Below are 26,647 nucleotides of genomic sequence, written 5' to 3' on the forward strand. Positions count from 1 at the left end.
GCCAACTTAGAATCGTTCCAAACCTTGACTTGGCCGCATTCAAGTCGCATATCTGCATCAACCCTTTGAGGAGCATGTGATGTTTATTCAGACCGAATCCACGCCCAACCCCGCAACGTTGAAATTCCTGCCCGGTCAGACCGTGCTGGAAATGGGCACTGCCGATTTCCCCGCCCCCGGAGCAGCAAGCGCATCGCCCTTGGCCACGCGTCTGTTCGCCGTCGAAGGTGTGACCGGCGTGTTCTTTGGCACTGATTTCGTGACCATCACCAAGGCCGACGGGATCGAGTGGGACCACCTGAAACCCGCCCTGCTTGGCGCGATCATGGAGCATTTCCAATCCGGCCAGACCGTGATGGAAAAGGGCCATGACCACGCATCGGGCCACGCAGAACACACCGGCGAAGACGGTGCGATCGTGGGCCAGATCAAGGAACTGCTGGACAGCCGCGTGCGCCCTGCTGTTGCCCAAGATGGCGGCGATATTACTTTCCACGGCTTTGAGCGCGGTGTTGTATACCTTCATATGCAAGGGGCCTGCGCTGGCTGCCCATCGTCCACATTGACGCTGAAAATGGGCATTGAAAACCTACTGCGTCACTACATCCCCGAAGTGACCGAGGTACGCCCGGTTGCCTAAGACGCCTCTTATCCTGGCGTTTGATACATCGGCCGCACATTGTGCGGCCGCTTTGCTGTCAGACGACCAGATCATAGCCAGCGTTCAGGAACCCATGAGCAAGGGCCAGGGCGAACGTCTGCTTGGCCTTTGCGCCGAGGTTCTGACCAGCGCGGATGTGACCTATGGCGATCTGACCGCGATCGGCGTCGGCGTCGGGCCGGGGAATTTCACGGGCATCCGCATCGCCGTCTCCGCCGCACGCGGGCTGGCGCTTGGACTTGGGGTGTCCGCGATTGGCGTGTCGCATTTGCAGGCGCTGGCCTATGGGCATGACGGTGTGGTCATCAGCAGCATCGATGCCCGTCAGGACAAGCTGTTCGTGCAGGTATTCGGCACCATGGACGACCGCGAACCGGTGATGTGCAGCCTTGATAATTTGCCCGCAGTGCCATCGCGTGCCGACCCTATCTGTGTGGGGCATCAGGCTGACCTGATCGCAGCGCTGTGCAATGGCACCGCCCTACCCCCGCGCAGCCCCGTGGCAGAGGCGACGGCGCATATCGCGAGGGCCCGCTTGGGCACGCAAAACCCGCGCCCTGCTCCGCTATATCTGCGCCCGGCCGATGCCGCCCCCGCCCGCGACAAGCCGCCAACGATCCTTGCATGACCCCGCAAACCATGGCGCAGATCCATGCTGCCGCTTTCATCCATGACCGCAGCTGGGGCGCGCAAGAGTTTGCTGATCTGCTAAGCTCCCCCTTTGTGGATCATCTGGCAGAGCCGCACGGCTTTGCCCTGACCCGCCTGATTGCGGGCGAAGCAGAGCTTTTGACCCTCGCCGTTGATCCCGCGGCACAGCGTCAGGGCATTGGCCGCAGGCTGTTGCAACGCTGGCTGGACGGGCTCGAGGGGCGGGCAGAAACCGCCTTTCTTGAGGTCGCCGCAGATAACGCTGCCGCCATCGCGCTTTATACGGCGGCGGGGTTTAGCCAAACGGCCAGCCGACGCGGGTATTATCTGCGTAAAGATACGCCGCCAGTTGATGCGTTGATCCTTTCGCGATGCTTTACGCAGGGTTAACGCGCAATATCATCTGCCCTCGCTTGAGAATCCGGTTGACCCCACCCATGGGCTACGCAGTATCGTACATCTGATCAACGGAGCCGTGCACAAGTGCGGACCTGCGACCGGGCAAAGGCTCCTTGCTTGCGCCCCAACACAATAAACCGGGAGACATTCCATGACCCTTATGACCAAATTCCTCGGCGCCGCTGCGGCAACCGCGCTTAGCGCCGGTGCTGCTTTGGCCGAACCTGCCCTGATCTTCGACCTTGGCGGCAAATTCGACAAATCCTTCAACGAAGCCGCCTTTGCCGGCGCGCAACGCTGGGCCGAAGAAACCGGCGAAAGCTTCCGCGAGATTGAACTGCAGTCCGAAGCGCAGCGTGAACAGGCCCTACGCCGTTTCGCCGAAGCGGGCTCCAACCCCATCGTGATGACCGGCTTTGCCTTTGGTGATGCCCTTGGTCAAGTGGCCGGCGATTACCCCGACACCGATTTCGTCATCATCGACATGGTTGTCGATGCGCCGAACGTTCGTTCCGTGGTCTTCAACGAGCACGAAGGGTCCTATCTGGTTGGCATGATGGCGGCGATGGCGTCCGAATCCAACACGGTCGGCTTTATTGGCGGCATGGATATCCCCCTGATCCGCAAATTCGCCTGTGGCTATGCCCAAGGTGTTCTGGCCGTGAACCCCGACGCGACCGTGATCTCGAACATGACCGGTTCGACTCCTGCTGCATGGAACGACCCCGTAAAAGGGTCCGAACTGACCAAAGCGCAAATCAGCCAAGGTGCTGACGTTGTGTATGCGGCTGCTGGCGGCACAGGCGTCGGCGTTCTGCAAACCGCCGCTGACGAAGACATCCTGTCGATCGGCGTGGACAGCAACCAAAACCACCTGCACGCAGGCAAGGTCCTGACCTCGATGATCAAACGCGTGGATAACGCTGTGTATGACGCGATGTCCGACGGCCCCGGCATGGAAAAAGGCTTTAACGTCATGGGCGTGGGCAACAAAGGCGTGGGCGTTGCGATCGACGAACACAACAAGCCGCTTATCACAGCTGAAATGCAAGCCGCTGTCGACGAAGCTTCGGCCAAGATCGCGGACGGGTCGCTTGAGGTACATGATTACATGTCCGACGACAGCTGCCCGAGCCTGAGCTTCTAAGCGTGAGCACTCCAACACAGACGGAGCGGCAGGAAACTGCCGCTCCGGCGATCGAGCTGAAAGGCATTTCCAAGGCCTTTGGTCCGGTACAGGCCAACAAAGACATCTCTATCCGCGTCATGCCCGGTACAATCCACGGGATTATCGGTGAAAACGGTGCGGGCAAATCGACGCTGATGTCGATCCTTTACGGATTCTACAAAGCGGACAAAGGCGACATTTTTATCGCCGGCAAAAAGACCGATATCCCTGACAGCCAGGCCGCGATTGCCGCAGGCATCGGGATGGTGTTCCAGCACTTTAAACTGGTTGAAAATTTTACGGTTCTGGAAAATATCATTCTGGGGGCCGAAGACGGACGGCTGCTGAAACCGTCGCTCGCCAAGGCGCGCAAGTCGCTGTTGAAACTGGCGGATGATTACGGGCTCAAGGTCGATCCCGATGCGCTGGTACAAGACATCGGCGTGGGCATGCAGCAACGCGTAGAGATCCTCAAGGCGCTGTATCGTCAGGCAGATATTCTCATTCTGGATGAACCCACCGGCGTGTTGACCCCTGCCGAAGCGGATCAATTGTTCCGCATCCTCGGGCGTCTGCGCTCTGAGGGAAAGACGATCATCCTGATCACCCACAAGCTGCGCGAGATCATGGAAACGACCGACACCGTATCCGTCATGCGCCGTGGCCAGATGACCGCCACCGTCAAAACCGCCGAGACCTCGCCCGCCGAACTGGCCGAGCTGATGGTCGGCCGCAAGGTCCTGCTGCGTGTGGACAAAAAACCCGCCGCCCCCGGCCCTGTCATTCTGGATATCGAAGGGTTGCGCGTCGTTGATGAAAAAGGCGTAGAGCGTCTGCGCGGCATTGATCTGCAAGTCCGTGCGGGCGAAATCCTTGGCGTCGCTGGCGTGGCTGGCAACGGGCAATCCGAACTGCTGGAGGTTCTGGGCGGCTACCGGCCCGGCAAGGGCAGCGTGCGCGTCAATGGCACGGCGCTGGACCTCACCGGCAATAAATCCGACGGCCAGTCGCGCCGCAATCATGGCATCGCCCACGTCCCCGAAGACCGCCAGCGCGAAGGTCTGATCATGGACTATCAGGCGTGGGAAAACACCGCTTTCGGCTATCACAAAGACCCCGCCTATCGCAGCGGCCTGCTGATGGACAACGCGGCGATCAAAGCGGACACTGTCGAAAAGATGGAACGTTTCGACGTGCGCCCCCCCAACCCCAAACTGGCGGCCAAGAACTTTTCGGGCGGCAACCAGCAAAAGATTGTTCTGGCCCGCGAGATCGAACGCAACCCGGACCTGCTGCTGATCGGTCAACCGACCCGTGGCGTCGACATCGGTGCGATCGAATTCATCCACGAACAGATTGTCGCCCTGCGCGATCAGGGCAAGGCGATCCTGCTGGTGTCGGTCGAGCTGGAGGAAATTCTGGCGCTGAGCGATCGGGTTGCCGTCATGTTCGACGGTCAGGTCATGGGCATTCGCGACGCCAGCAAGACCGATGAAAAAGAACTGGGCTTGTTGATGGCCGGCATCACCGATACCGATGCGCCCCATTCCATCGACGAAATCGAAGACAATCTGGCCCATGCGGGCGGCGATCCGCATAAGGAAGTGTGACATGGACGTAATGCCAAAATGGGCCGAGGTCGTCCTCGTGCCTTTGATATCGCTTTTGCTGGCAGCGATCCTGTCGGCGCTGGTCATTCTGGGCATCGGTGAAGACCCCGTTGCCGCCGTTAAACTGATGGTAACCGGCGCTTTGGGCAGCACCTATGGGTGGGGCTATACGCTGTATTACGCCACCAACTTTATGTTCACCGGCCTGTGCGTCGCCATCGCCTTTCATGCGCGGCTGTTCAATATCGGCGGCGAAGGTCAGGCAATGCTGGGCGGTTTGGGTGTGGCGCTCGCCTGTTTGTATATCCCGTGGCCCCACTGGTCGCTGGCGCTTTTTGGTGCCACTGCGATGGCGGCTGTCTTTGGTGCCGCATGGGCCGCGATCCCCGCGTTCCTGCAAGCCAAGCGCGGCAGCCATATCGTGATCACAACGATCATGTTCAACTTTATTGCCGCCGCGGCACTGAACTATATTCTGGTCAACATGCTGCGCCCTCAAGGCAGCATGGACCCTGCGACCGCCCGCTTTCCTGACGCGACAAAACTGCCAACGTTGCACGATCTTCTGGCCCCGCTCGGGATCGAATTTTCCAAGGCGGCACCGGCCAATATCTCGCTTTTGGTGGCGGTTGCGGCCTGTATCTTCTTGTGGGTGCTGATCTGGCGCACGCGGCTTGGCTATGAAATCCGCGCCTATGGCCATTCGGAATCGGCTGCGAAATACGCCGGTATCTCTCCGGTCAAGATCACCATGATCGCGATGACCATCTCGGGTGGTCTGGCGGGGATGATGGCGATTAACAACGTCATGGGCGAAGCCGAACGGCTGGTCTTGAACGCCACGGAAGGCGCGGGCTTTATCGGCATCGCTGTTGCACTGATGGGGCGTAGCCATCCTTTGGGCGTGTTCCTTGCCGCGATCCTGTTCGGGTTCCTCTATCAGGGCGGCGCGGAACTGGCGCTCTGGACCTCGATCCCGCGCGAGTTGATCGTCGTGATCCAGGCGCTGGTGATCCTCTTTACCGGCGCATTGGACAATATGGTGCGTATGCCGCTCGAGAAAATCTTTTTGGCGCTGCGCGCCGCACGCGCCCCCAAGCCTGAACGCAAACCGGTGGAGCCAGCGGAATAATGGATTACATCACGCTCATCCAACTGTTCGACAGCACCGTGCGCCTTGCGACACCATTGCTGCTGGCGTGCCTTGCCGGTCTGTTTTCAGAACGTGCAGGCATTTTCGACATCGGCCTTGATGGCAAGATGCTGGCGGCGGCATTCTTTTCGGCGGCAGTGGCGTCACTGACGGGTAACGTCTGGCTGGGGCTGTTGGCGGGGATCGCGGCGTCGATGGCGCTGAGCCTGCTGCACGGGCTTGCATCGATTACCTTTCGGGGCAACCAGCTGATTTCAGGCGTTGCGATCAACTTTCTCGCGGCGGGGCTGACCGTTCTGATCGCGCAAGACTGGTTCCAGCAAGGCGGGCGTACGCCGTCGCTGATCGGCGGGGCGCGGTTCAGCCCGATCACCCTGCCTTTCGCTGACGACATTGCTCAAACACCCATCATCGGACCGCTCTACGCCGAGCTGATCTCGGGTCACTCGATCCTTGTCTATATGGCGTTCCTTGCGGTGCCTGCGACGTGGTGGCTGCTCTATCGTACACGTTTCGGCCTGCGCCTGCGCGCGGTGGGTGAAAACCCTGCGGCAGTCGATACGGCGGGGGTTTCCGTCGTTGGCCTGCGCTATGCGGCGGTGTTGATCTGCGGCGTGCTTTGCGGCGTTGCGGGCGCGTATCTTAGCACAGCGCTTCAGGCCGGCTTTATCAAGGACATGTCCGCAGGCCGTGGCTATATCGCATTGGCGGCGCTGATCTTTGCGAAATGGCGCCCGTGGTACGCGCTATGGGCGACGCTGCTGTTCGGCCTGTTCGGTGCGCTTGAAACCCGCCCCGACGTGATCGAGGCGCTGGTGAACTTCAAGGTTCAGGGGCAGTTGCTCGCGGCCCTTCCCTATGTGATGACCGTGATCATTCTGGCGGGCTTCGTCGGCAAGGCGATCCCGCCGCGTGCCGGTGGCGAGCCCTACGTGAAAGAACGCTAACTCTCGTTGCGCCGTTGCAAATTGCGGCGGCGCAGCATCCGCGATTGATTTCAACCTTTCGATCGGACTAACTGCGTCTATGCAAATTTATCTGCCCATCGCCGAATTGTCGGTCAACGCGTTCCTCCTTTTGGGGTTGGGCGGGATTGTGGGCGTTCTATCCGGCATGTTCGGCGTCGGAGGCGGGTTTCTGATCACGCCCCTGCTGTTTTTTATCGGCATCCCCCCAGCGGTGGCCGTGGCCACAGGCGCGAACCAGATTGTGGCGTCGTCGTTTTCGGCGCTGTTGGTGCATCTTAAACGCAAGACGGTTGATCTGCGCATGGGCAGCGTCTTGCTGGCGGGCGGTCTGGTCGGGGCTGCGGCTGGTGTCACGATCTTTAACTACCTCAAATCGCTGGGCCAGGTCGATCTGCTGGTAAACCTTTGCTACGTCGTTTTCCTTGGGATCATCGGCGGGCTGATGTTGATTGAATCGCTGAACGCGATGTACAAGACACGCACCGGAAAACGCCCCCCGCGCAAGAAACACACGTGGATACAAAAGCTGCCATTCAAGATGCGCTTTCGGGTTACGGGGCTTTATATCTCGGTCATTCCACCACTGCTGGTCGGGGCCTTTGTCGGGCTTCTGGCCGCGATCATGGGCGTTGGCGGCGGCTTTATCATGGTGCCCGCGATGATCTATCTGCTGGGGATGCCGACCAAAGTCGTTGTCGGCACGTCGCTGTTCCAGATCATCTTTGTCGCAGCATTTACCACGATGTTACATGCCACCACCAACTATACCGTCGATATCGTGCTGGCCGTGCTGCTGCTGATCGGTGGCGTCATCGGCGCACAGTTCGGCACTACCCTTGGGACCAAGCTCAAGGCGGAACAGCTGCGCATCCTGTTGGCGCTTTTGGTGCTGATCGTCTGCGGCAAGCTGGCGCTGGACCTGCTGTTGCAACCGGCTGAACTTTACTCCATCGGGTTCAAATCATGATCCGTTGGCGTGCTTTAATCGCTGCAGTCCTGACCTGCATCGCGTTCTCTGCGCTCGCCGAAGAGGCAATCGTTTTGGGGCTGAACCAAAGCGAAGTATCTATCTCGACCAACTTTAACGGGTCCGAGATCATCATTTTTGGCGCGGTTAAACGCGAGGAGCCTATCCCAGAGGGCCCCGAGCTTGAGGTCGTGGTTACCGTTTCGGGCCCGTCTGCCCCCGTGACAGTCCGGCGCAAGGAAAAGACTTTTGGCATCTGGATTAACACCGCTGCCGTAGAGGTGGACCGCGCCCCCAGCTTCTACGCCGTCGCCACCAGCGGCCCACTCCAAGACGTCCTGAGCCGCACCGAAGACCTGCGCTACAAAATCTCTGTGCCCCGTGCCATCCGATCTGTCGGGGCCCCGATGGATATCGAGGATTCCGCCGCCTTTTCAGACGCGCTGATCCGTATCCGCAGCAACGCAAACCAGTACCAGCTGGACGAAGCAGGCGTGAGCGTTGACGAACAAACCCTGTTCCGGGCGACGGTACAGCTGCCCGCATCATTGATAGAGGGCGACTATAATACCCGCATTTTCCTGACCCGTGGCGGATCGGTCGTGGCCCAATACGGGACGTTAATCGACGTGCGCAAGGTCGGGTTGGAACGTTGGCTTTACAACATGTCGCGTGAAAACGCGCTGCTATACGGGCTGATGTCACTCGCCATCGCTATTGCCGCAGGATGGGGTGCATCTGCCATCTTTGGTGCGCTGCGCCGCTAAGTGGCGGTGCAGGGAGCAGCCAAAACCAGCCTTTATGCGGCGGGGTCATCCGTCTGCACATCAAGGCTGAGCGGTGCCGCAGGGGCTGCACGCAAGTCATCTACTCGCAACACGCCCGACGGTTTCGACAGACGGTTACGCACCACCCAAATCAGGCGCTCCTGCGCACGGGTGATCGCCACATAGGCAAGGCGCTTCCACAGGGGTTGCCCCGCCTCAGACCGGCCCATACGCGCCGCTGCGAACAGATCGGGTGCAAACACCTGCACTGTATCCCACTGGCTGCCCTGCGCCTTGTGGATGGTGACGGCAGCCCCGTGCAAGAACGTGGCCCCCATGCGCGCGGCAAAGGGGATGAACGGCTCTTCCTCGTCCGGTTTTTCGATCTTTACGATGGACGCGGCAGAGATCTGAGGGTCTTCGGCCCCCATCACATGCAGGCGGCTGAAACCCGGCTTGCGACCATTGCCCAGATAGACGACCTGCGCGCCTTTGATCAGGCCTCGTGCTTCGAGGTCCAGCCGTTTCTTGCGGTGTTTCAGTGGCAGCTCGATCCCGTCACAAATCAGCGGCTCGCCTTCCAATAGGGCGTCTTCTGGCGCCCCATAAACCGCCCGGAATGCGTTGATCAGCCGGATGCGCGTCGCATTGCGCCAGACCAGCACAGGCGAACGCGCCATCAGGTCAACCTCTACCCGCTGGCCCCAGACCACGCGGTCATCTTTCTTTGACGCGTCTTCGATCATGCGTTCGAACTGCTCGAATGTCAGCGCCGGATCGGCAAGCGCGTGCGCCAGATCAAGGATCGGGTTGTCGGCCTTCTGCCGGTGGATACGGCTCAGGTTCAACACGCGTTCTTTGGGTAGTTTTTCGAACACCATCGTGCCGGACTGCCCCACGGGGGCCAGCTGTGCCGGATCGCCAAATAGCAGTAGCGTCGGGAAAATCTCTTTTAGATCCTCGAACTGCTTGTCATCCAGCATAGAGCTTTCATCGACGAAACCGATGTCGAGCGGTTCTTCGCGGCGTTTCCATCCGGTGATGAAATCACTGCCGCGCAGCCCCGCTGCAGCCAATGCGCCGGGGATTGATTTGTTTTTCTGATAGAACGCCAGTGCCCTATCCAACGCAATCTCGTTCATCCCCTCAATCACCGGACGGTCGCCGTTGCCTGCCAGCCACTCTGCGATGCGTTCATATTCGGGGTCATACACAGGGGTATAGAGGATACGGTGGATCGTGGTCGCCGGCACACCGCGCAAACGCAGGACCGATGCCGCCTTGTTGGTGGGCGCGAGGATCGCCAGCGTGCGCTTGTCTTTCTTTTTGCGTTCATAGTCACCCGACACGATGTCGACGCCCGCGTTTTCCAATGCCTTGTACAGCTCTGCCAGCAGCAGAGTCTTGCCCGACCCCGCCTTGCCGGTCACCGCCAGCACCTGATCTGCACCGCCCGCAGGCGGCATCAGCAAGTTGTCATCAAGATCAATGCCCGCATGGCGCAACATTTCGGCTACGCTATCAAAAGCAGCGGCCTGATCGTCGGAATAGGTAAGGGCAGGTACTGTCATGGCGCGACCCTAGTTGAGCGCCGCGCCGGGGGCCAGATGGCATCACGGTTATTCGCACATTCAGCTTGCGCCACAACGTCCCTGCGAGGCCCGAAACGCAAAACACCCGCACGCCGGGATGCGGCGCACGGGTGTCTGGTCAGTGCCCCCGCGAAATGAGCTGTCTGATTATTTTTTCGCGTCCAGCGCGTCTTCGAGAGTGCGCAGGCCGGTTTTAGGCGACTGCACCAGCACCGACATGTTGCCGGGCTTGTGTTCGTTTGCCAGCATCTTCATGTGCGCGTCAGGCAGATCGGCCCAAGTGAACACTTCGGACATGCATGGATCAAGACGGCGTTCGACCATCAGCTTGTTCGCCGCCGACGCCTGCTTGAGGTGGGCAAAGTGGCTGCCCTGCAAGCGCTTCTGGTGCATCCACATATAGCGCACGTCGAACGTCAGGTTAAAGCCCGAGGTCCCCGCGCAGATCACGACCATGCCGCCCTTTTTGCAGACAAAGGTGGATACAGGGAATGTCGCCTCGCCGGGGTGTTCAAACACCATATCGACGTTCACACCCTTGCCGGTGATCTCCCAGATTGCGGCACCGAATTTGCGCGCCTCTTTGAACCACGCGGCGTATTCGGGCGTGTTCACGGTGGGCATCTGGCCCCAGCAGTTGAAGTCCTTGCGGTTCAACACGCCTTTGGCGCCCAGATCCATCACAAAGTCACGCTTGGATTCGTCCGAAATCACACCGATCGCATTGGCACCTGCGGTATTGATCAACTGGATCGCATAAGACCCCAGACCACCCGATGCGCCCCAGACCAGAACGTTCTGACCAGGTTTCAGATCGTGCGGCTCGTGGCCAAACAGCATCCGGTACGCAGTGGCCAGCGTCAGCGTGTAGCACGCCGCCTCTTCCCATGTCAGGTGCTTGGGGCGTGGCATAAGCTGCTGCGCCTGAACGTTGGTGAACTGTGCAAACGACCCGTCGGGTGTCTCGTAGCCCCAGATGCGCTGGCTCGGGGAATACATCGGATCGCCGCCGTTGCACTCTTCGTCGTCGCCGTCATCCTGGTTGCAGTGGATCACGACCTCGTCGCCGATCTTCCAGCGCTTAACCTTGTCACCGACGGCCCAGACGATACCGGACGCATCAGAGCCCGCGATGTGGAAGGGCTGCTTGTGCCCGTCAAACGGGCTAATCGGTTTGCCCAACGCAGCCCAGACACCGTTATAGTTCACACCCGCTGCCATCACGAGGACAAGCACTTCGTTACTGTCGAGCGTCGGCACGTCCACGACTTCTTCGAGCATCGCCGTATTGGGATTCCCGTGACGTTCCTTGCGGATGGTCCATGCGTACATCTGCTTGGGAACATAGCCCATCGGAGGAATTTCCCCGATTTCGTAAAGGTCTTTTTCCGGAGCGTCATATTGCGCGATATTCGTGTCCAAGGCCATGTCGGTCTCCACAGTCAGAATAGGTTTGTGCCGCAGTGCAGAATCGCGGCGTCTACAGGTGGAATATGATCCTTGACGCAACAATGCAACACCAATTGCCCTCCAATTGTAACTTTATGACTTTGCAGTCGCAGCAATTTCACCTGTTTGACCTATCGATCAAAGAAATGCGCGATCGAGTTCGCATAGAAGCGCAGCACCGACCGCTGACTGTCAGCAGGCCGATATCCCCGCTCTACCGCTGTGATTATCCCGCGTTGCAACAGATGTTGGCGTGCCTTGACCACATTGGTGCCAAACCCTTCGTCCCCTTCAAATGTATTGACCGGAGCAAGGGCTGCCATATGGGCCATCTCTTGTTCAAGCGCCACACCGTCCAGCGGCACTTCCGCCAACAACAACACCCGTGCCAGCAAGGGTACAAACAGCAGCGGCATCTCGTGTTCGATCCGGCCCATCAGGTCCTGCGCGATCCCGTCGACATCGGGGGTGCTGCCATAGTCGCGCAGATGCACCGGCGTGCCAAACACCACCACGGCCTCTCCGAAGCGCAGGAACTTGCCGCGCATACGCAGCCAGACCTTGCGCACAATGAACTTCAGAATGACCGAGATTTGCGCGTCGAACCGCCGCGTGCCCGCCTCATCCGCCGAGATCAGGACGCGATCCTCCAGTACCCGGTCATAGTTGATCGCCACGGGCACAAAAACGACATCGCGGTCTTTCAGGTCGGCCTCCAGTACATAGCCGAGCAACCCCATCTTGGGCGGCATCAGCTTGCCATTCAGGCTCAGCCCGCCTTCGGGGAAGATCGCTTGGGTCACGCCGCCTTCGGTCGCCATCTGCACATAGCGCGCCAGCACCTTGCGATACAGCGCACCGCGCGATTTGCGCCGGATGAAATAGGCCCCCATTGACCGGATCAACCGGCTTAGGGGCCAGACCCGCGCCCATTCCCCCACGGCATAGCTCAGCGCGGATGCCTCCCCCGCGAGGTAGGTGACCAGCACGTAATCCATATTGCTTCGGTGGTTCATGATAAAGATGACCGTGGCGTCTGACGGAATACCTTCGATCACGGCGTCATTTTGGGTACCCGTGCGCACATCGTAAAGCGCGTTCGCCAGAAACCGCGCCAGCCGGATGCCAAAGCTGAAATAGGCAAAGGCGCTAAAGCTCGGGACAATTTCGCGGGCATAGCGTCGCGCCTGTTCTGACGCGACGTTTTCAGGGATGCCGTTGGCGCGGGCGTGATCCACGATGGCCTGACTGATCTGCGGATCATAAATCAGCCGCTGGATCATATCGTGACGCCGCGCGAGCTTGAACGGCTCGATTGGGCGGGTCAGCCGTGTGTTCAACTGCGCGACAGCCTTTTCCAGCCGTCTGCGAAAAAACCACCTGACCGAGGGCAGTAAAAAGTGGCTCAGCGCGGTCACCGCGGCGAAAAGCAGGATCACGGCGAAAAGCCAAACGGGAAGTTCAATAGTTTGCGTCATTGCCCAACCCTTGCAGGAGGCGCACAGTCTGGGCAACACAAAAGCAAAATGCGCTGCGTTAAGAAGACCCGAAAGAACGCCATACCCGCCGCCGCCTAAGGCAGCGCGAAGCCTTTAGGTGCCATGCCGCGATGCAGCGAATTGACAGCGCCCGATTATTTCACGTATCAATCGACCAGCGCAATAATATTACCCATTCGATTCACGAAAGGCCGCCCCATGTCGCAACCGCAAAAAGACCGCCCCTGGCTGATCCGCACCTATGCCGGACACTCTACCGCCGAGGCATCCAATGCGCTGTACCGCGCAAACCTTTTGAAAGGGCAAACCGGCCTGTCGGTCGCTTTTGATCTGCCCACACAGACTGGCTATGACAGCGACCACATCCTGTCGCGCGGCGAAGTCGGCAAGGTGGGCGTGCCCGTGGGCCATTTGGGCGACATGCGCAGCCTGTTCAAGGACATCCCGCTTGAACAGATGAACACGTCGATGACGATCAATGCCACTGCCCCATGGCTGCTGGCGCTGTATATCGCCGCGGCCGAGGAACAGGGCGCGGACGTGTCTAAGCTGCAAGGCACCGTACAAAACGACCTGATCAAGGAATACCTGTCGCGCGGCACCTATATCTGCCCGCCTGCCCCGTCGCTCAAGATGATCGCGGATGTGGCCGAATACTGCTATACAAACGTGCCCAAATGGAACCCGATGAACGTCTGTTCCTACCACCTGCAAGAAGCCGGCGCGACGCCCGAGCAAGAACTGGCCTTTGCCCTTGCCACTGCGACCGCCGTGCTGGACGCTCTGCGCCCCCGCGTCCCCGAAGAAGATTTTCCGAAACTCGTTGGCCGGATCTCCTTCTTTGTGAATGCCGGCATCCGTTTCGTCACCGAGATGTGCAAGATGCGCGCCTTTGGTGATCTGTGGGACGAGATTTGCCTTGAACGCTACGGCGTCGAGGACCCCAAATACCGGCGCTTCCGCTATGGTGTGCAGGTGAATTCGCTGGGACTGACCGAACAACAGCCCGAAAACAACGTCTACCGTATCCTGATCGAGATGCTGGCGGTGACCCTGTCAAAGAACGCTCGCGCCCGCGCCGTGCAGTTGCCCGCCTGGAACGAAGCGCTTGGCCTGCCACGCCCGTGGGACCAGCAGTGGTCAATGCGGATGCAGCAAATCATGGCCTACGAAACCGACCTGCTTGAGTTCGACGACCTGTTCGACGGCAACCCCGCTGTGGACCGCAAAGTCGAAGCGCTGAAAGAAGGCGCACGGGCCGAGCTTGCCAACCTTGACGACATGGGCGGCGCAATTTCCGCGATTGACTACATGAAGTCGCGTCTGGTCGAAAGCAACGCCGACCGTCTGGGCCGCATCGAAGCGGGCGAGACGATCGTGGTGGGCGTCAACAAGTGGCAGCAGGGCGAACCCTCGCCGTTGATGACCGGCGATGGTGGCATCATGGTCGTGGACCCCGCGGTTGAGGCAGACCAGATCAACCGTCTGAATGCATGGCGCGACAGCCGCGATCAAGCGGCCGTAGACAAAGCCCTTGCCGATCTGCGCGCCGCCGCCGCCGAAGGTCGCAACGTCATGGAGCCGTCGATCGCAGCCGCCAAAGCGGGCGTCACAACGGGCGAATGGGCGGAACAGATGCGTAGCGTCCACGGGGAATACCGCGGGCCCACAGGTGTCGCATCAGGCCGGTCGAACAAGACCGAAGGGCTGGACGATCTGCGCGACGCCGTTGACGCCGTAAGCACCCGTCTGGGCCGCCGCCTGAGCTTTCTGGTGGGCAAGCCGGGGCTGGACGGCCATTCCAACGGTGCCGAACAGATCGCCGTGCGCGCACGCGATTGCGGTATGGAAATCGCCTACGAGGGTATTCGGCTTACCCCGTCCGAAATTGTTTCCGCCGCCCTGGAGGGAGAGCATCACGTCGTCGGACTTTCCATTCTTTCGGGATCGCATATTCCATTGGTCGAGGATTTGATGAAACAAATGCGTGACGCCGGATTGGCGCATATTCCCGTAATCGTAGGTGGAATTATTCCAGAAGAAGACGCCAAAAGATTGCGCGCCATGGGTGTTGCCCGCGTTTACACGCCGAAGGACTTTGAATTGAATACGATTATGGCAGACATCGTCACACTGGCCGATCCTGAAACAGTGGCCGCGGAATAAAAGCCGCTTATTCAATAAATACTTTTTTTGTTCATTCTTTTGGAGTAAAGCAACGAATGGCTTTTCGACAAAGGAATGAGCGAAATGAGTATTGATCTGAGCACAATGTCCCACAAAGAGCTTGAACAGCATTTGGAAGACGTGAAGATGGCGATTAAAAACGCATATGAACGCGACCGTGTAGAAGCCCGCAAAGCAGCTGAAAAAGCAGCCGCCGAATACGGCTTTTCACTGGACGAAGTTTCCAGCGGCGCGAAAAAGGGCAAAGCTGCAAAAGCTGCCGCGAAATACGCCAACCCCGAAGATCCTAGCCAGACATGGACCGGCAAAGGCCGTCAGCCCAACTGGTTCCGCAATCTTGTTTCCAATGGCACAGCACCGGAATCCCTGGAACTGTAAGTAAACTTGGACATCGCACCCCTTGCGATGTCCGTGCCCCCGCGGCGCATCCTCTTGGCTTTGGAAATAGACGAGCATCCTATGACAATTCATATCGGCGCAAAACCCGGCGACATCGCGGAAACAGTTCTCATGCCGGGCGACCCCTATCGCGCGAAATGGGCGGCGGAAACATTTCTTAAAGATGCAAAACTTGTGAATGAAGTCCGCGGCATGTTGGGTTTCACGGGCACATGGAATGGCAACCGCGTCACGATTCAAGGCTCGGGCATGGGGATGCCGTCGCTCTCGATTTATGCCAATGAATTGATTTCCGAATTCAACGCACAAACCCTAATTCGGATTGGCTCTTGTGGCGGGATGCAACCGCAAGTTGGCATTCGCGATGTGATTATTGCCATGACGGCGACGACAATTACCTCGCCGTCTTCCGGTATCTTCCGCGAGATGAATTACGCCCCTTGCGCCGATTGGTCCCTGCTGCGTGCCGCTGTGAATGCTGCCGAAGCAAAAGGCACAAAAACACATGTCGGCGGGATCTATTCCTCGGATGTATTCTATGCCGAACGCCCTGATCTGGACGAACAGATGACCCGCCACGGCATTCTGGGCGTCGAGATGGAAGCAGCTGAACTCTATACGCTTGCCGCGCGTCACAAGCGCCGTGCGCTGGCTGTGCTGACCGTTAGCGACCACTTGCAAACCGGTGAGGCGCTGCCTGCGGAAGAGCGTGAGAAGTCGTTTGGCGATATGGTAGAGATCGCGCTGCAGGCGGCGTTCCCGAACAGCTGATGCGTCTTGATCCCCCGTCGGACGCTCCGCGGGGGATTTATTGCCATTTTGAATTATCAGGCCGGTGTCGACCCTAGCCCTCAGCCCCCGTGGCTGCGGTCGTATCCGTTAGGCTGCGGGCTTTGCCAGCCGTCAAGCGTGCCACTTGCGGGGGCAAAAACCTCTACCAGCAGCGGATAGCAAGCGGCGGTATCGGCCGAATGCTTCGACGAACAGTCGCCGCCCGGACAAGCGCTGAGCGCGCCGAGCAGGTCGATCTCGGCAAAAAACTCGAGGTAATCATCGGGGCGCACCGGACTGGCCTTCATGAAATACTGGCCGGTATCACGGGTAAAGCCGGTGCACATAAAGACGTTCAGCACATCATGCACAAACGGCTCTGCTTCGGCGTAGGATATACCCTGATGGTCCGCCAATGCGCGGATCAGGTTTGAATGGCAGCAATGGTGATACTGCCCGCCGGATAAAAGCTGGTTGGTATAAGGATCGCAACGCGTGCCGATCACATCATGCACAGAGCCGCCAAAATCATCGATACCGTACCAATCCAGCGTATCATGGGTCAGGGTCGCCATGGGGCGCAGCGTAGGAAAGCTGGACCACATACGCTGGCCTGTGGTGATATGCGTGCCATGCAACGCGCGCGTCTTGCCGGAATAGAACCGTTCAGACAGGTCGTGCCGTGCCCAAAGGTTCAAATCGCCGACCTGCGGCCCTTCGACTGAAGTGATGCGAAAGAAATGCCCCGCGGGCACGGTAAAGCAGCGCGCGTCGTGGGGTGCGACCAGGGCCTCGTCTACCTTGGTCAGCGTTTCGCGCGCACGGCCATATTGTGCCATGTCAGGCGCGGGCAGGGTTTCAACGGGGTAGCAAATCACGGGCGCGACAGCGCGGCGGGCATCCGCATCGATGGGCATGGTCATAGGGGGTATCCTGTCTGCTAGGGTTCGATCCCGCGCCAAGCTTTCGCGACATCAGAGCGGCCGGCCGCCAACGTTGGCCTTGCAGTCGCGGGGCGGGCCTTTGGTGCCGGTATAGGCTTCGGCACCGCACGCAACGCAGTGATAGAACTGAAGGCTGCCTTTGTCGCGGTTGCTGTCCTTGCGCCAGCGGCACCCGCGCACCGCTTTATCGCGGTAGGCAAAATAGGCGACAATCGCAAAGGCGATAACAAAGGCAATGAGGATCATAAGGGGCACTTGTCACGGCCCCACGCGCCAATGGCGGCGGGGGCCGTGGGTTGCGATGGGATCAAACGGTGCGTTCGACCATCATCTTTTTGATATTGGCAATGGCTGCGGCAGGGTTCAGGCCCTTGGGGCAGGTTTTGGCACAGTTCATGATGGTGTGGCAGCGGTACAGTTTGAACGGATCTTCAAGTTCGTCCAGACGTTCGCCTGTGGCCTCATCGCGGCTGTCGATGATCCAGCGGTAGGCATGCAGCAATGCTGCTGGCCCGAGGTAGCGGTCGCCGTTCCACCAGTAGCTGGGGCAGGATGTCGAGCAGCAGGCGCACATGATACATTCATAGAGCCCGTCCAGCTTGGCACGGTCATCGATTGACTGCTTCCATTCCTTGGCGGGTTCAGCTGTCTTGGTTTCAAGCCACGGCTGGATCGATGCGTGCTGCGCATAGAAGTGCGTCAAGTCGGGGATGAGATCCTTGACCACGGGCATGTGAGGCAGCGGATAGATTTTCACCGCGCCGTTCACCTCGTCCACGCCATAGGTACAGGCAAGCGTATTGATCCCGTCGATGTTCATTGCGCAAGACCCGCAGATACCCTCGCGGCAGGACCGGCGGAAGGTCAGCGTCGGGTCGATCTCGTTCTTGATCTTGATCAGCGCGTCCAGAATCATCGGGCCGCAGGTATCCATATCGACGAAATACGTGTCGATCGCCGGGTTTTTCCCGTCATCGGGGTTCCAGCGATACACCTGAAACTGCCGCAGATTTTTGGCACCTTCGGGTTTCGGCCATGTCTTACCGGTCGTCATCCGGGAGTTCTTGGGGAGCGTGAGTTGAACCATATCGCTTCTCCTGGTCTGTCGGGCAGATGCCCAGTTCGTTACAATTTTGGCGCTTACGTCTTTCGGATGTAAAGCGCATTTCCTTCGGCGCGCAGGGTTTGGCGGTACCCGCAGGCCAGTATTTCTGCACACAAGTCGGTGCCCCATTGGTCCGCGTGGCGGACCTCTATCAAGATCGCATCGGGCAGCCAGCCGCCGGATTTGCCCTGCGCGAGGATCGGCTTCAGCACGACTTCTTCGGCCCCCTCGACGTCAATCTTGAGGATCGCCGCGTCGTGGTGCCGTGCGGCGTGTGTAAAGGCGGACAGGGGCCGGGTGGGCACCAGCACGCCGCCGTTTTGTTGTTTACCCTCGATCGGGAGCAGCGATGCCTGACCGTAGTTGTGGCCACGGAAGTTCAGCATCGCCTCGCCGTCGCGGTCGGACAGAGCGCAGCCTTCGATGCGGACTTTGTCGGTCAGATTGTTCAGCGCGATGTTCATTCCAAGGCGGCCAATCATCAGCGGGTTGGGTTCGAACGCAACGACGCGCGACCCTTCGCCCGAAGCCATGGCCAGCGGGATCGAATACGCACCGCAGTTCGCACCGATATCAAAGACCAGCACGTTGCGATCTTCGACCAGTTCGACCAAGGCGACCAGCGATTTGATCTCGGGCGGGTATTCGTTCAGCCAGATGCAGGTTTCGGTGTAATTGTCGCGCGGGTCCACCACCATCCGGATGTCGGCAAACTCAACCTCTGTGGGGCCAAGCTGCGACTTGATACGGGTCCGCACATGGGTATCGCCCTCTCGAAATTGCGCGCGCAAATCGGCCATATGGCCCGCGTCTACGACGTCCGCATCTGAGGTGGCAATCGGGTGACCCATTAGCCCAGAAGCCCCGGGACGCCGCTGGCAGAGCGCGACAGACATTGCACAGTTTCGGGGCGCGACAGAACCGAGCGCACAGTGGCGACGGTTGTATCATCCACGCCGATCACAGCGGATTTGGCGAAAACGCGCACCTCTAGGGCGTCGGCGTTGTCGACGATGCAATTGGTAAACGGCGTAATCAGCTGCTTGGGCACCTGCGGAAAGCGGGTGGCAAGGGTTTCGGTGATGACCCCTTTGGCGGCTTCGCGGCCGATGCTGTCAACCTGCTGCGTTGCTTGCGCACAAGCAGACGCGGCCAGGATCATGGTCATAGCGATAAACTGTTTCATGTCGCCTGCCCTCCGCCTTGCAGGACGGGGGCAAGAGCCCCCAATTTGGTCCCCTGCCCCCAAAAGCGGGAGCAGGGTTTAAGATCAATACACCCGTGCTTTGGGTGCGATCTTTTTCATATCGATGCCGCCTTCGGCCTCTGTCGTCAGCGGATCAAGGTGCACGCCACGGTAGCTGAGCGTGGCATTGTTACCGTCGAAATACGCGAGGCTGTGCTTGCGCCAGTTTGCGTCGTCACGATCAGGGTAATCCTCGTGCGCGTGGGCACCGCGGCTTTCCTTGCGTGCGGCAGCGGCGGTGATGGTGGCCACGGCGTTCGGCATCAGGTTGGTCAGCTCGAGCGTTTCCATCAGGTCAGAGTTCCAGACCAGCGATGTATCGGTCACGTGCAGATCAGCGATCTTGGCCGCGACTTCATCCATCTTGGCCTTGCCTTCGTTCAGCGTCTTGTCGGTGCGGAAAACGGCGGCGTCGGCCTGCATGGTTTTCTGCATCTCGAGGCGCAGCTCGGCTGTGGTGGTCTGGCCCTTGGCATAGCGCAGGCTGTCAAAGCGTTCAAACGCGGCGTCGACCGATTTCTGGTTCGGCGTCGGCACGGGGGCCTCTGCGTCGACGACATCTTTTGCGCGGATCGCAGCGGCGCGGCCAAAGACCACAAGGTCGATGAGAGAGTTCGAGCCCAAACGGTTAGCGCCGTGCACCGAGGCACAGCCAGCTTCGCCCACGGCCATCAGCCCGGGTGCCACGCGGTCCGGTGCGTCGTCGGTCGGTGCCAGCACTTCGCCCCAATAGTTGGTGGGGATGCCGCCCATGTTGTAGTGCACGGTCGGCAGAACCGGGATCGGTTCTTTGGTCAGGTCCACACCGGCAAAGATGCGCGCGGACTCAGAGATCCCCGGCAGACGCAGATCCAGCGTTTCTTTGGGCAGGTGGTTCAGGTGCAGGTGGATGTGGTCTTTGTTCTCGCCCACACCGCGGCCTTCGCGGATTTCCATCGTCATACAGCGCGAAACAACGTCACGGCTGGCAAGGTCTTTGTAGGTGGGGGCATACCGCTCCATAAAGCGTTCGCCTTCGGAGTTGGTCAAATACCCGCCTTCGCCACGTGCGCCTTCGGTGATCAGGCAACCCGCGCCATAAATGCCGGTGGGGTGGAACTGCACGAATTCCATATCCTGCAATGGCAGGCCTGCACGTGCCGCCATACCGCCGCCATCACCAGTGCAGGTGTGCGCCGATGTCGCCGAGAAATAGGCGCGACCGTAACCACCTGTCGCCAGAACAACCATCTTGGCGCTGAACAGGTGCATGGTGCCGTCATCCAGCTTCCAGCACAGCACACCCTGACACACACCGTCATCTGACATGATCAGATCAATGGCGAAATATTCGATGTAGAATTCAGCATTATGCTTCAGCGACTGACCATAAAGCGTGTGCAGGATCGCGTGGCCGGTCCGGTCGGCTGCAGCACAGGTGCGCTGCACGGGGGGGCCTTCGCCGAATTCGGTGGTGTGGCCACCGAACGGACGCTGGTAGATTTTACCCGCTTCGGTCCGCGAGAAAGGCACACCGTAGTGCTCAAGCTCGTACACGGCCTTGGGGGCTTCGCGCGCGAGGTATTCCATCGCATCCGTGTCGCCCAGCCAGTCCGACCCCTTAACGGTGTCATACATATGCCACTGCCAGTTGTCGGGGCCCATGTTGGACAAGGACGCCGCGATACCGCCCTGCGCCGCAACTGTGTGCGAACGGGTCGGGAAAACTTTGGTGACGCAGGCTGTCTTCAGCCCCTGCTCGGCCATGCCAAGTGTCGCACGCAAGCCAGCACCGCCAGCCCCCACGACAACGACATCATATTCATGCGTTTCATATTCATATGCAGCCATGTCTCGGTCTCCGGTATAGCGTAGGCGTGTGTTAAAGCGCGATGCGGGCGATGGCGAAAACGCCAACCGCGGCCGCACCATAGCTGAGGCAGGTCATCAGGATGATCGCAACTTTCTGCGACAGCCCGTGGACGTAATCCTCGATCAGCACTTGGACACCGTCATTAAAATGTTTGAAGCCAACGATCAGCGTCAGGGCAGCGACAATCGCAGGGAAGGGCTTGCTGTAGTAAGCGATGATCGCTTCGTAGGTGCCACCCAGGGCGGACCCGAAGGTGAAAACGAACAGGGGGATCAGGATCAGCAGCGCAACAGAGCTGACTTTCATCGCCCAGAAATGTGCGGTGCCCGATTTGGCCGAGCCCAAGCCCATAGCGCGTTTGCGGTCTGTCAAATAAGCCATGTGTCTATTCCTCAGATGATCAGCGCGGTGATGATGGTCAAAACGACGGAACCGATCAGCGCGGCCCAGCCCAGCTTTTCAGCCGTCGGGATGTCCAGCGCATAGCCGTTGTCCCAGATCAGGTGCCGGATGCCGGCCAGCGTGTGATACCACAGCCCCAACAGCGACATGAACATGATCAGGTCACCGAACCAGCTGGTGATGAAACCGTTTACAAAGTCGAAATAATCCGCCGACGTCGCAGCTGCCAGGAACCACCATACGATCAGCAGCGCAGCGATCAGCATTGCGTTGCCGGTGATGCGCGTCAGGATCGACGTCATGGAGGTCAGTTGCGGGCGATAGATCGTCAGGTGGGGTGACAGCGGGCGGTTGCCCCGGTTCACATCTGCCATGATGGATTCCTTTTCTCGTCAGGTTACGGTCATAGATAACGGTATTTTCCGCACTGTCACGTCCAGAGGCGTGATTTTGCAACGGTTTATTGGCCCAGTTGCCGAAACCCTTCGGTTAGCGCCGGACATTGATGATATTTGTGATCACTAATTTTGAAAGTGTGATCACAACTCCGGAAAACCGTGAATATCGCTGGGCTGAATGCCAGCAAATGATCCGGAAATTGTGAGATGCGGTTGGGTCAACAGCGGCATCTACGCCGCGTGGCAGAGCAATTCGGGCACTGGTGGTCCCGGCGGCTCTGTCATCGAAAAACGGGCGCAGCGGGTGGTACCAGAGGATATTACGCCCCCGCCCGCTGCGCCCCGTCACATTATTTCAGCGATTCATCGATGCCTTTGCACGCATCGACCAGACCTTTAACGGCGCTGACAGAGTTGTCGAACATCGTCTGCTCGTCTTTGTTCATAGAAATCTCGACAACACGCTCTACGCCGCCGGCACCGATCACGGTGGGCACGCCGACATAGAAACCGTCCAGACCATAGGCACCATCAACATAGGCGGCACAGGGCAGGACGCGCTTTTGGTCTTTCAGATAGGCTTCGGCCATTTCGATTGCCGAAGTAGCAGGCGCATAGAAAGCCGAACCGGTCTTTAGCAGGCCAACAATCTCGGCACCGCCATCACGGGTGCGCTGAACGATCGCGTCCAGTTTGTCCTGTGTGGTCCAGCCCATTTTCACCAGATCAGGCAAAGGGATGCCCGCAACGGTGGAATAGCGCGTCAGGGGGACCATGGTGTCGCCGTGGCCGCCCAGAACGAAGGCCGTAACGTCTTTCATGGAAACATTGAATTCCGACGCGAGGAAGTGACGGAAGCGCGCCGAATCAAGAACGCCAGCCATGCCACATACCTTGTGGTGCGGCAGACCGGAGAATTCGCGCAGCGCCCAAACCATAGCGTCCAGTGGGTTGGTGATGCAGATAACGAATGCGTCTGGCGCGTGGGCTGCGATGCCTTCGCCAACGGATTTCATAACCTTGAGGTTGATGCCCAGCAGGTCATCGCGGCTCATCCCGGGCTTGCGGGCGACACCGGCGGTGACGATGCAGACGTCTGCACCAGCGATTTCGGAATAGTCGTTCGCGCCGGTCATCGTCGCGTCGAATTTGGCGGATGGGCCTGATTCTGCGATATCGAGGGCTTTACCCTGTGGGATGCCTTCGGCGATATCGAACAGGACAACGTCGCCCAGTTCTTTGATTGCTGCGAGGTGGGCAAGCGTGCCCCCGATTTGCCCTGCGCCGATAAGCGCGATCTTGGGTCTGGCCATGTGGTATACTCCGACAGGGTTACATTTCGCCTCGGGATACCGAAATGCGGCGCACCGTGCAAGTTGCGCGTCAACCTGCGTCACGTCACCATCGCGAACGTCATAAAAAACGGGACCGTTTCTTGCGAAACGATCCCGTCTGATCAGCTTTTCAGCACGTTATTGCTGAGGTTTTCTGGGTCGATAGCTTAGCCTTTGTATTCGGGCTGTGCTTCCAGAGCTTCTTCGCTGCTGTCGATGTAGATGCGGAAGTCGTCGCCTTCAGCGTTCTTCATGACTTGCAGCTCGTCCCATGTAACGGCTACTGGCTTTTCGCCAATGCCCAGGAAACCACCTACGTTGATCACAACCTGGCTTACTTCGCCGTTGTCACCCATCACCAAGGCACCAATTTCACCAACAGTTTCGTCGTCAGCACCGTAAACATAAGACCCTTCCAGGTCTTCTGCGGTCAGCGCATTCCGGTCGTCAACTGTGGCGTTGGCATAGCCTTCACGCTCAACCGCTGGGGCTGTCAGCATGGGGCGGTCCATGTCGGCTTTTTCAACGTCGTTCGCTTCTTCGTTCAGCTCGGTGGTTGCTTCGTCAACGGCCTTTTCGGTGTCAGCCGCAGCTTCTTTTGCTTCCATTTCAGCTTCGTTTGCCAGTGCTTCGGCATCTGCTTCAACTTCGGTCTCGGTGTCGACGTCAGCGTTGGCGTCTACATCTGCTTCTTTAACTTCAGCATCGGCCTTCATGTCGGCGTCAGCGTCCACTTTCGCTTCTTTGTCCATGTCCGCGTCGTCGTCCATACGTTCGAAAACGGGGGCTTGCTCAAGCATCTCTTTGCTTGTGGTGACGACGAGGAAACGATCGCCCATGTCACCTTCTTCGGTCACGATGCGGATTTCGTCCATGTTAACGCTTACGTCGCGCTCGCCCATGCCGAGGAAGCCACCAATGCCAAGAATAACAGCTTTTACGTTGCCTTCGGCATCCAGAAGAACATCATTGATTTCGCCAATGTTGTCCCATTCTTTTTCGCCGTCAGCAGCGATGGTGGAGTTCGCTTCGACTTCGGTCTCGGAATTGTAGATGCGCATGCCGATCAGGTCGGACGCGAAGAAGTCAGTTTCTTGCGCTGTCACGGTACCAAAACCAGCAGAATGTGCGTCTGCAAATGCGGGGCCAGTCAAGCTCAGGATGATTGCGGTTGTGCCAAGAATACGTTTCATTGTTGATACTCCTTTAGAAGTTCCGGGTGATAATCACTCCGTTGTGATATCAACCAAGATCAGGCGATTGCGTTCCGACGCTCCGCATCTTTTTTCGCAAATTTTTTAATCTATGACGTATCAAAGGGCGTCATTCCCCTTTGTTTGTTGATCATCCATCGAAGAAGAATTTCTAACGAAAATCGTCACTCTATCATCCGCAGTACACATCAGCACGGCTGCTGACACATCTTGCGACAACGCGACCACCGCCGCCGCGGCCGTCGCCAGCCCGATGAGATTAAAAAACTTTATCATTCTCGCCCCTTTCCACGTGGCACCACGCGTATTTCGCCAGCCTAGACGACACCCCTCATGATCCTGCCGGGTCTTTGTGGCGCAGAAAGCTGAAGGGCAGGTTAAAGCCGCAAAAAAATCCGACGCTGCGCTGCGGCGCGTTTGAGCTTGAAGTTTTCGTCTAAAAATGCAGACCTGCACGCAACATTATTTCTTGGAGACTCGCAAATGTCGAAAATCACCCGCCCCCTGCGTTCTGTTCTATATATCCCCGGCTCCAAGGACCGTGCGTTAGACAAAGCCCGCGGACTGCCAGCCGATGCGATTATCTTTGATCTTGAAGACGCCGTAATCCCCGAAGAGAAAACCGCTGCACGTGAAACACTCGCCAAGGCGCTGAAAGACGGCGGCTATGGCACCCGGTTCAAGGTAATCCGCATCAATGGGCTGGACACCGAGTGGGGGGCCGACGATGCCCGCGCCGCTGTCGACATGGAATGCGACGCCATTTTGCTGCCCAAAGTCGGCAGCCCTGCCGATCTGGACGCGTTGGCCGAAATCACCGGCAACATCCCGCTTTGGGCGATGATGGAAACGCCCGGCGCTATGCTGAACGCCGCCGCGATCGGCGCGCATTCGAAATTGCAGTGCATGGTAATGGGCACCAACGACCTGAACAAAGACCTGCAAACCCGCGTGCGCCCGGACCGGCTGCCGCTGATGACGGGGCTTGGCCTATGTGTGCTGGCCGCCAAAGCCAACGGCATCGCGATTGTGGATGGTGTCTATAACGCGTTCAAGGACGACGAAGGTCACCGCGTCGAATGTGATCAGGGCCGTGACATGGGGTTTGACGGCAAGACGTTGATCCACCCCGCCCAGCTGGACGTCGCAAACGAGGCGTTTTCCCCTTCCGAGGCCGAGGCCGATCTGGCCCGCCGTCAGATTGCAGCGTTTGACGAAATGCAAGCGACAGGTCAGGGTGTGGCGGTCGTGGACGGGCGGATTGTTGAAAACCTGCATGTCGCCACCGCGCGCGAAACATTGGCAAAACTGGACGCAATTGCGGCCCTGCAAACGGAGTGAATTTGATGATGGCGCTTTTGATCCTTGGTCTGATCTTATGGGTCGGTGCCCATTATTTCCGTCGCTTCATGCCGGACCAACGCGCCGCCATGGGTAAAAAGGGCAAAGGCATCATCGCTGTCGCCATCGTGGTGGCGCTGGTGTTGATCATCATCGGATACCGCGGGGCCGAGTTTATCCCCGTCTGGACGCCTCCGCCCTTCCTGACGCATCTTAACAACCTGTTGATGGTGCTGGCATTCTGGGTCTACGGGTCCAGCGCCGCCAAAGGGGCCAAGGCATGGCCCGCGTCGAAAACCCGCCACCCGCAGCTGATGGCCGTCAAAATCTGGGCGGTCGCGCACTTGCTGGTGAACGGCGATGTTGCGTCTATCCTGCTGTTTGGCTCTATGCTGGCTTGGGCCGTCGGGTCCGTGATCCTGATCAACCGCGCCGAACCCAACTGGACGCCCCCTGCCCCTGCGGGCAAAGCTACCTATATCCGCCTTGTGGTGATTACGCTGGTGATGCTGGTTGTTGTGACCGCGATCCACACCCTGCTTGGCGTCTCTCCCTTTTCCTGAGTTACTG

Annotated in this window: 28 protein-coding genes; 14 read left to right on the forward strand and 14 right to left on the reverse strand. The window is 58.8% G+C overall.

Going from position 1 to position 26,647, the window contains the following annotated elements:
* Positions 1 to 79 precede the first annotated feature (79 nt).
* From E5180_RS10210 to E5180_RS10250, 9 genes are all read left to right on the forward strand, one after another.
* On the forward strand, positions 80 to 640 hold the full coding sequence (locus tag E5180_RS10210; protein WP_138924284.1) for a NifU family protein: 561 nt from the start codon (positions 80 to 82) through the stop codon (positions 638 to 640).
* Positions 633 to 1,289 carry a tRNA (adenosine(37)-N6)-threonylcarbamoyltransferase complex dimerization subunit type 1 TsaB gene (gene tsaB, locus E5180_RS10215; protein ID WP_138924285.1) on the forward strand — a complete coding sequence of 219 codons (657 nt, stop codon included), beginning with the start codon at positions 633 to 635 and terminating at the stop codon, positions 1,287 to 1,289. The genes E5180_RS10210 and tsaB overlap by 8 nt, the downstream gene beginning before the upstream one ends.
* Positions 1,286 to 1,702, forward strand: coding sequence for a GNAT family N-acetyltransferase (locus tag E5180_RS10220; RefSeq protein WP_138924286.1), 417 nt, complete (start codon positions 1,286 to 1,288; stop codon positions 1,700 to 1,702). Before tsaB ends, E5180_RS10220 begins: the two co-directional genes overlap by 4 nt.
* Positions 1,703 to 1,862: 160 nt before the next feature.
* Positions 1,863 to 2,858 carry a BMP family lipoprotein gene (locus E5180_RS10225; protein ID WP_138924287.1) on the forward strand — a complete coding sequence of 332 codons (996 nt, stop codon included), beginning with the start codon at positions 1,863 to 1,865 and terminating at the stop codon, positions 2,856 to 2,858.
* A gap of 2 nt (positions 2,859 to 2,860) precedes the next feature.
* Positions 2,861 to 4,489, forward strand: a complete 1,629-nt coding sequence (locus E5180_RS10230; protein ID WP_138924288.1) for an ABC transporter ATP-binding protein — start codon at positions 2,861 to 2,863, stop codon at positions 4,487 to 4,489.
* A gap of 1 nt (position 4,490) precedes the next feature.
* Positions 4,491 to 5,621, forward strand: a complete 1,131-nt coding sequence (locus E5180_RS10235) for an ABC transporter permease (protein WP_138924289.1) — start codon at positions 4,491 to 4,493, stop codon at positions 5,619 to 5,621.
* The gene (locus tag E5180_RS10240; protein ID WP_138924290.1) at positions 5,621 to 6,589 is read left to right on the forward strand and encodes an ABC transporter permease; all 969 of its coding nucleotides are present in this window, start codon (positions 5,621 to 5,623) and stop codon (positions 6,587 to 6,589) included. The genes E5180_RS10235 and E5180_RS10240 overlap by 1 nt, the downstream gene beginning before the upstream one ends.
* Before the next feature lie 79 nt (positions 6,590 to 6,668).
* A complete protein-coding gene (locus E5180_RS10245; RefSeq protein WP_138924291.1) occupies positions 6,669 to 7,577 on the forward strand; it encodes a sulfite exporter TauE/SafE family protein in 909 nt (302 codons plus the stop codon).
* Positions 7,574 to 8,344 (forward strand): TIGR02186 family protein, encoded by a 771-nt coding sequence (locus tag E5180_RS10250; RefSeq protein ID WP_138924292.1) that lies wholly within the window; start codon positions 7,574 to 7,576, stop codon positions 8,342 to 8,344. The genes E5180_RS10245 and E5180_RS10250 overlap by 4 nt, the downstream gene beginning before the upstream one ends.
* A 32-nt stretch (positions 8,345 to 8,376) precedes the next feature.
* Here E5180_RS10250 and E5180_RS10255 read toward each other — a convergent pair whose 3' ends face one another.
* The 3 genes from E5180_RS10255 to E5180_RS10265 form a co-directional block, all read right to left on the reverse strand.
* Positions 8,377 to 9,915 carry an ATP-dependent DNA helicase gene (locus E5180_RS10255; protein ID WP_138924293.1) on the reverse strand — a complete coding sequence of 513 codons (1,539 nt, stop codon included), beginning with the start codon at positions 9,913 to 9,915 and terminating at the stop codon, positions 8,377 to 8,379.
* A 168-nt stretch (positions 9,916 to 10,083) separates the two neighbouring features.
* Positions 10,084 to 11,364 carry a crotonyl-CoA carboxylase/reductase gene (gene ccrA / locus E5180_RS10260; protein WP_138924294.1) on the reverse strand — a complete coding sequence of 427 codons (1,281 nt, stop codon included), beginning with the start codon at positions 11,362 to 11,364 and terminating at the stop codon, positions 10,084 to 10,086.
* A gap of 152 nt (positions 11,365 to 11,516) precedes the next feature.
* Positions 11,517 to 12,863 (reverse strand): 1-acyl-sn-glycerol-3-phosphate acyltransferase, encoded by a 1,347-nt coding sequence (locus E5180_RS10265; protein WP_138924295.1) that lies wholly within the window; start codon positions 12,861 to 12,863, stop codon positions 11,517 to 11,519.
* Between the two features lie 219 nt (positions 12,864 to 13,082).
* Between E5180_RS10265 and E5180_RS10270 the strand changes: the two genes are divergently transcribed.
* The 3 genes from E5180_RS10270 (at position 13,083) to deoD (ending at position 16,241) form a co-directional block, all read left to right on the forward strand.
* Positions 13,083 to 15,050 (forward strand): protein meaA, encoded by a 1,968-nt coding sequence (locus E5180_RS10270; RefSeq protein WP_138924296.1) that lies wholly within the window; start codon positions 13,083 to 13,085, stop codon positions 15,048 to 15,050.
* Between the two features lie 84 nt (positions 15,051 to 15,134).
* Complete coding sequence (locus E5180_RS10275) at positions 15,135 to 15,449, forward strand: H-NS histone family protein (RefSeq protein WP_138924297.1); 315 nt, start codon at positions 15,135 to 15,137, stop codon at positions 15,447 to 15,449.
* Positions 15,450 to 15,530: 81 nt separating this feature from the next.
* Positions 15,531 to 16,241, forward strand: coding sequence for a purine-nucleoside phosphorylase (gene deoD, locus E5180_RS10280; RefSeq protein ID WP_138924298.1), 711 nt, complete (start codon positions 15,531 to 15,533; stop codon positions 16,239 to 16,241).
* 80 nt (positions 16,242 to 16,321) lie between these two features.
* On the opposite strand, the gene E5180_RS10285 is transcribed toward deoD, so the two are convergent.
* The 11 genes from E5180_RS10285 to E5180_RS15755 form a co-directional block, all read right to left on the reverse strand.
* Complete coding sequence (locus E5180_RS10285) at positions 16,322 to 17,164, reverse strand: urea carboxylase-associated family protein (protein ID WP_138924299.1); 843 nt, start codon at positions 17,162 to 17,164, stop codon at positions 16,322 to 16,324.
* A 51-nt stretch (positions 17,165 to 17,215) separates the two neighbouring features.
* A complete protein-coding gene (locus E5180_RS10290; protein WP_138924300.1) occupies positions 17,216 to 17,431 on the reverse strand; it encodes a hypothetical protein in 216 nt (71 codons plus the stop codon).
* 61 nt (positions 17,432 to 17,492) lie between these two features.
* The gene (locus tag E5180_RS10295; protein ID WP_093731349.1) at positions 17,493 to 18,272 is read right to left on the reverse strand and encodes a succinate dehydrogenase iron-sulfur subunit; all 780 of its coding nucleotides are present in this window, start codon (positions 18,270 to 18,272) and stop codon (positions 17,493 to 17,495) included.
* Between the two features lie 53 nt (positions 18,273 to 18,325).
* On the reverse strand, positions 18,326 to 19,141 hold the full coding sequence (locus E5180_RS10300; RefSeq protein ID WP_138924301.1) for an FkbM family methyltransferase: 816 nt from the start codon (positions 19,139 to 19,141) through the stop codon (positions 18,326 to 18,328).
* The gene (locus tag E5180_RS10305) at positions 19,141 to 19,476 is read right to left on the reverse strand and encodes a hypothetical protein (protein WP_138924302.1); all 336 of its coding nucleotides are present in this window, start codon (positions 19,474 to 19,476) and stop codon (positions 19,141 to 19,143) included. The genes E5180_RS10300 and E5180_RS10305 overlap by 1 nt, the downstream gene beginning before the upstream one ends.
* An 84-nt stretch (positions 19,477 to 19,560) precedes the next feature.
* Positions 19,561 to 21,366: a succinate dehydrogenase flavoprotein subunit gene (gene sdhA / locus E5180_RS10310; protein WP_138924303.1), complete on the reverse strand. Its 1,806-nt coding sequence runs from the start codon at positions 21,364 to 21,366 to the stop codon at positions 19,561 to 19,563.
* A gap of 31 nt (positions 21,367 to 21,397) precedes the next feature.
* The gene (gene sdhD, locus E5180_RS10315; protein ID WP_138924304.1) at positions 21,398 to 21,769 is read right to left on the reverse strand and encodes a succinate dehydrogenase, hydrophobic membrane anchor protein; all 372 of its coding nucleotides are present in this window, start codon (positions 21,767 to 21,769) and stop codon (positions 21,398 to 21,400) included.
* Positions 21,770 to 21,780: 11 nt separating this feature from the next.
* On the reverse strand, positions 21,781 to 22,164 hold the full coding sequence (gene sdhC / locus E5180_RS10320) for a succinate dehydrogenase, cytochrome b556 subunit (protein WP_138924305.1): 384 nt from the start codon (positions 22,162 to 22,164) through the stop codon (positions 21,781 to 21,783).
* 374 nt (positions 22,165 to 22,538) lie between these two features.
* Positions 22,539 to 23,501 (reverse strand): malate dehydrogenase, encoded by a 963-nt coding sequence (gene mdh, locus E5180_RS10325; protein WP_138924306.1) that lies wholly within the window; start codon positions 23,499 to 23,501, stop codon positions 22,539 to 22,541.
* A 188-nt stretch (positions 23,502 to 23,689) separates the two neighbouring features.
* Positions 23,690 to 24,715, reverse strand: coding sequence for a PRC-barrel domain-containing protein (locus E5180_RS10330; RefSeq protein WP_138924307.1), 1,026 nt, complete (start codon positions 24,713 to 24,715; stop codon positions 23,690 to 23,692).
* A gap of 120 nt (positions 24,716 to 24,835) precedes the next feature.
* Positions 24,836 to 25,012 carry a hypothetical protein gene (locus E5180_RS15755; RefSeq protein WP_171048876.1) on the reverse strand — a complete coding sequence of 59 codons (177 nt, stop codon included), beginning with the start codon at positions 25,010 to 25,012 and terminating at the stop codon, positions 24,836 to 24,838.
* Between the two features lie 207 nt (positions 25,013 to 25,219).
* Here E5180_RS15755 and E5180_RS10335 point away from each other — a divergent pair, with 207 nt between their 5' ends.
* Positions 25,220 to 26,077, forward strand: coding sequence for an HpcH/HpaI aldolase/citrate lyase family protein (locus E5180_RS10335; RefSeq protein ID WP_138924308.1), 858 nt, complete (start codon positions 25,220 to 25,222; stop codon positions 26,075 to 26,077).
* A 5-nt stretch (positions 26,078 to 26,082) separates the two neighbouring features.
* Positions 26,083 to 26,640, forward strand: coding sequence for an NnrU family protein (locus tag E5180_RS10340; RefSeq protein WP_138924309.1), 558 nt, complete (start codon positions 26,083 to 26,085; stop codon positions 26,638 to 26,640).
* Positions 26,641 to 26,647: the final 7 nt, after the last annotated feature.

The sequence above is a fragment of the Sulfitobacter sp. BSw21498 genome, from assembly GCF_006064855.1.
In the GTDB taxonomy this organism is placed as follows: domain Bacteria; phylum Pseudomonadota; class Alphaproteobacteria; order Rhodobacterales; family Rhodobacteraceae; genus Sulfitobacter.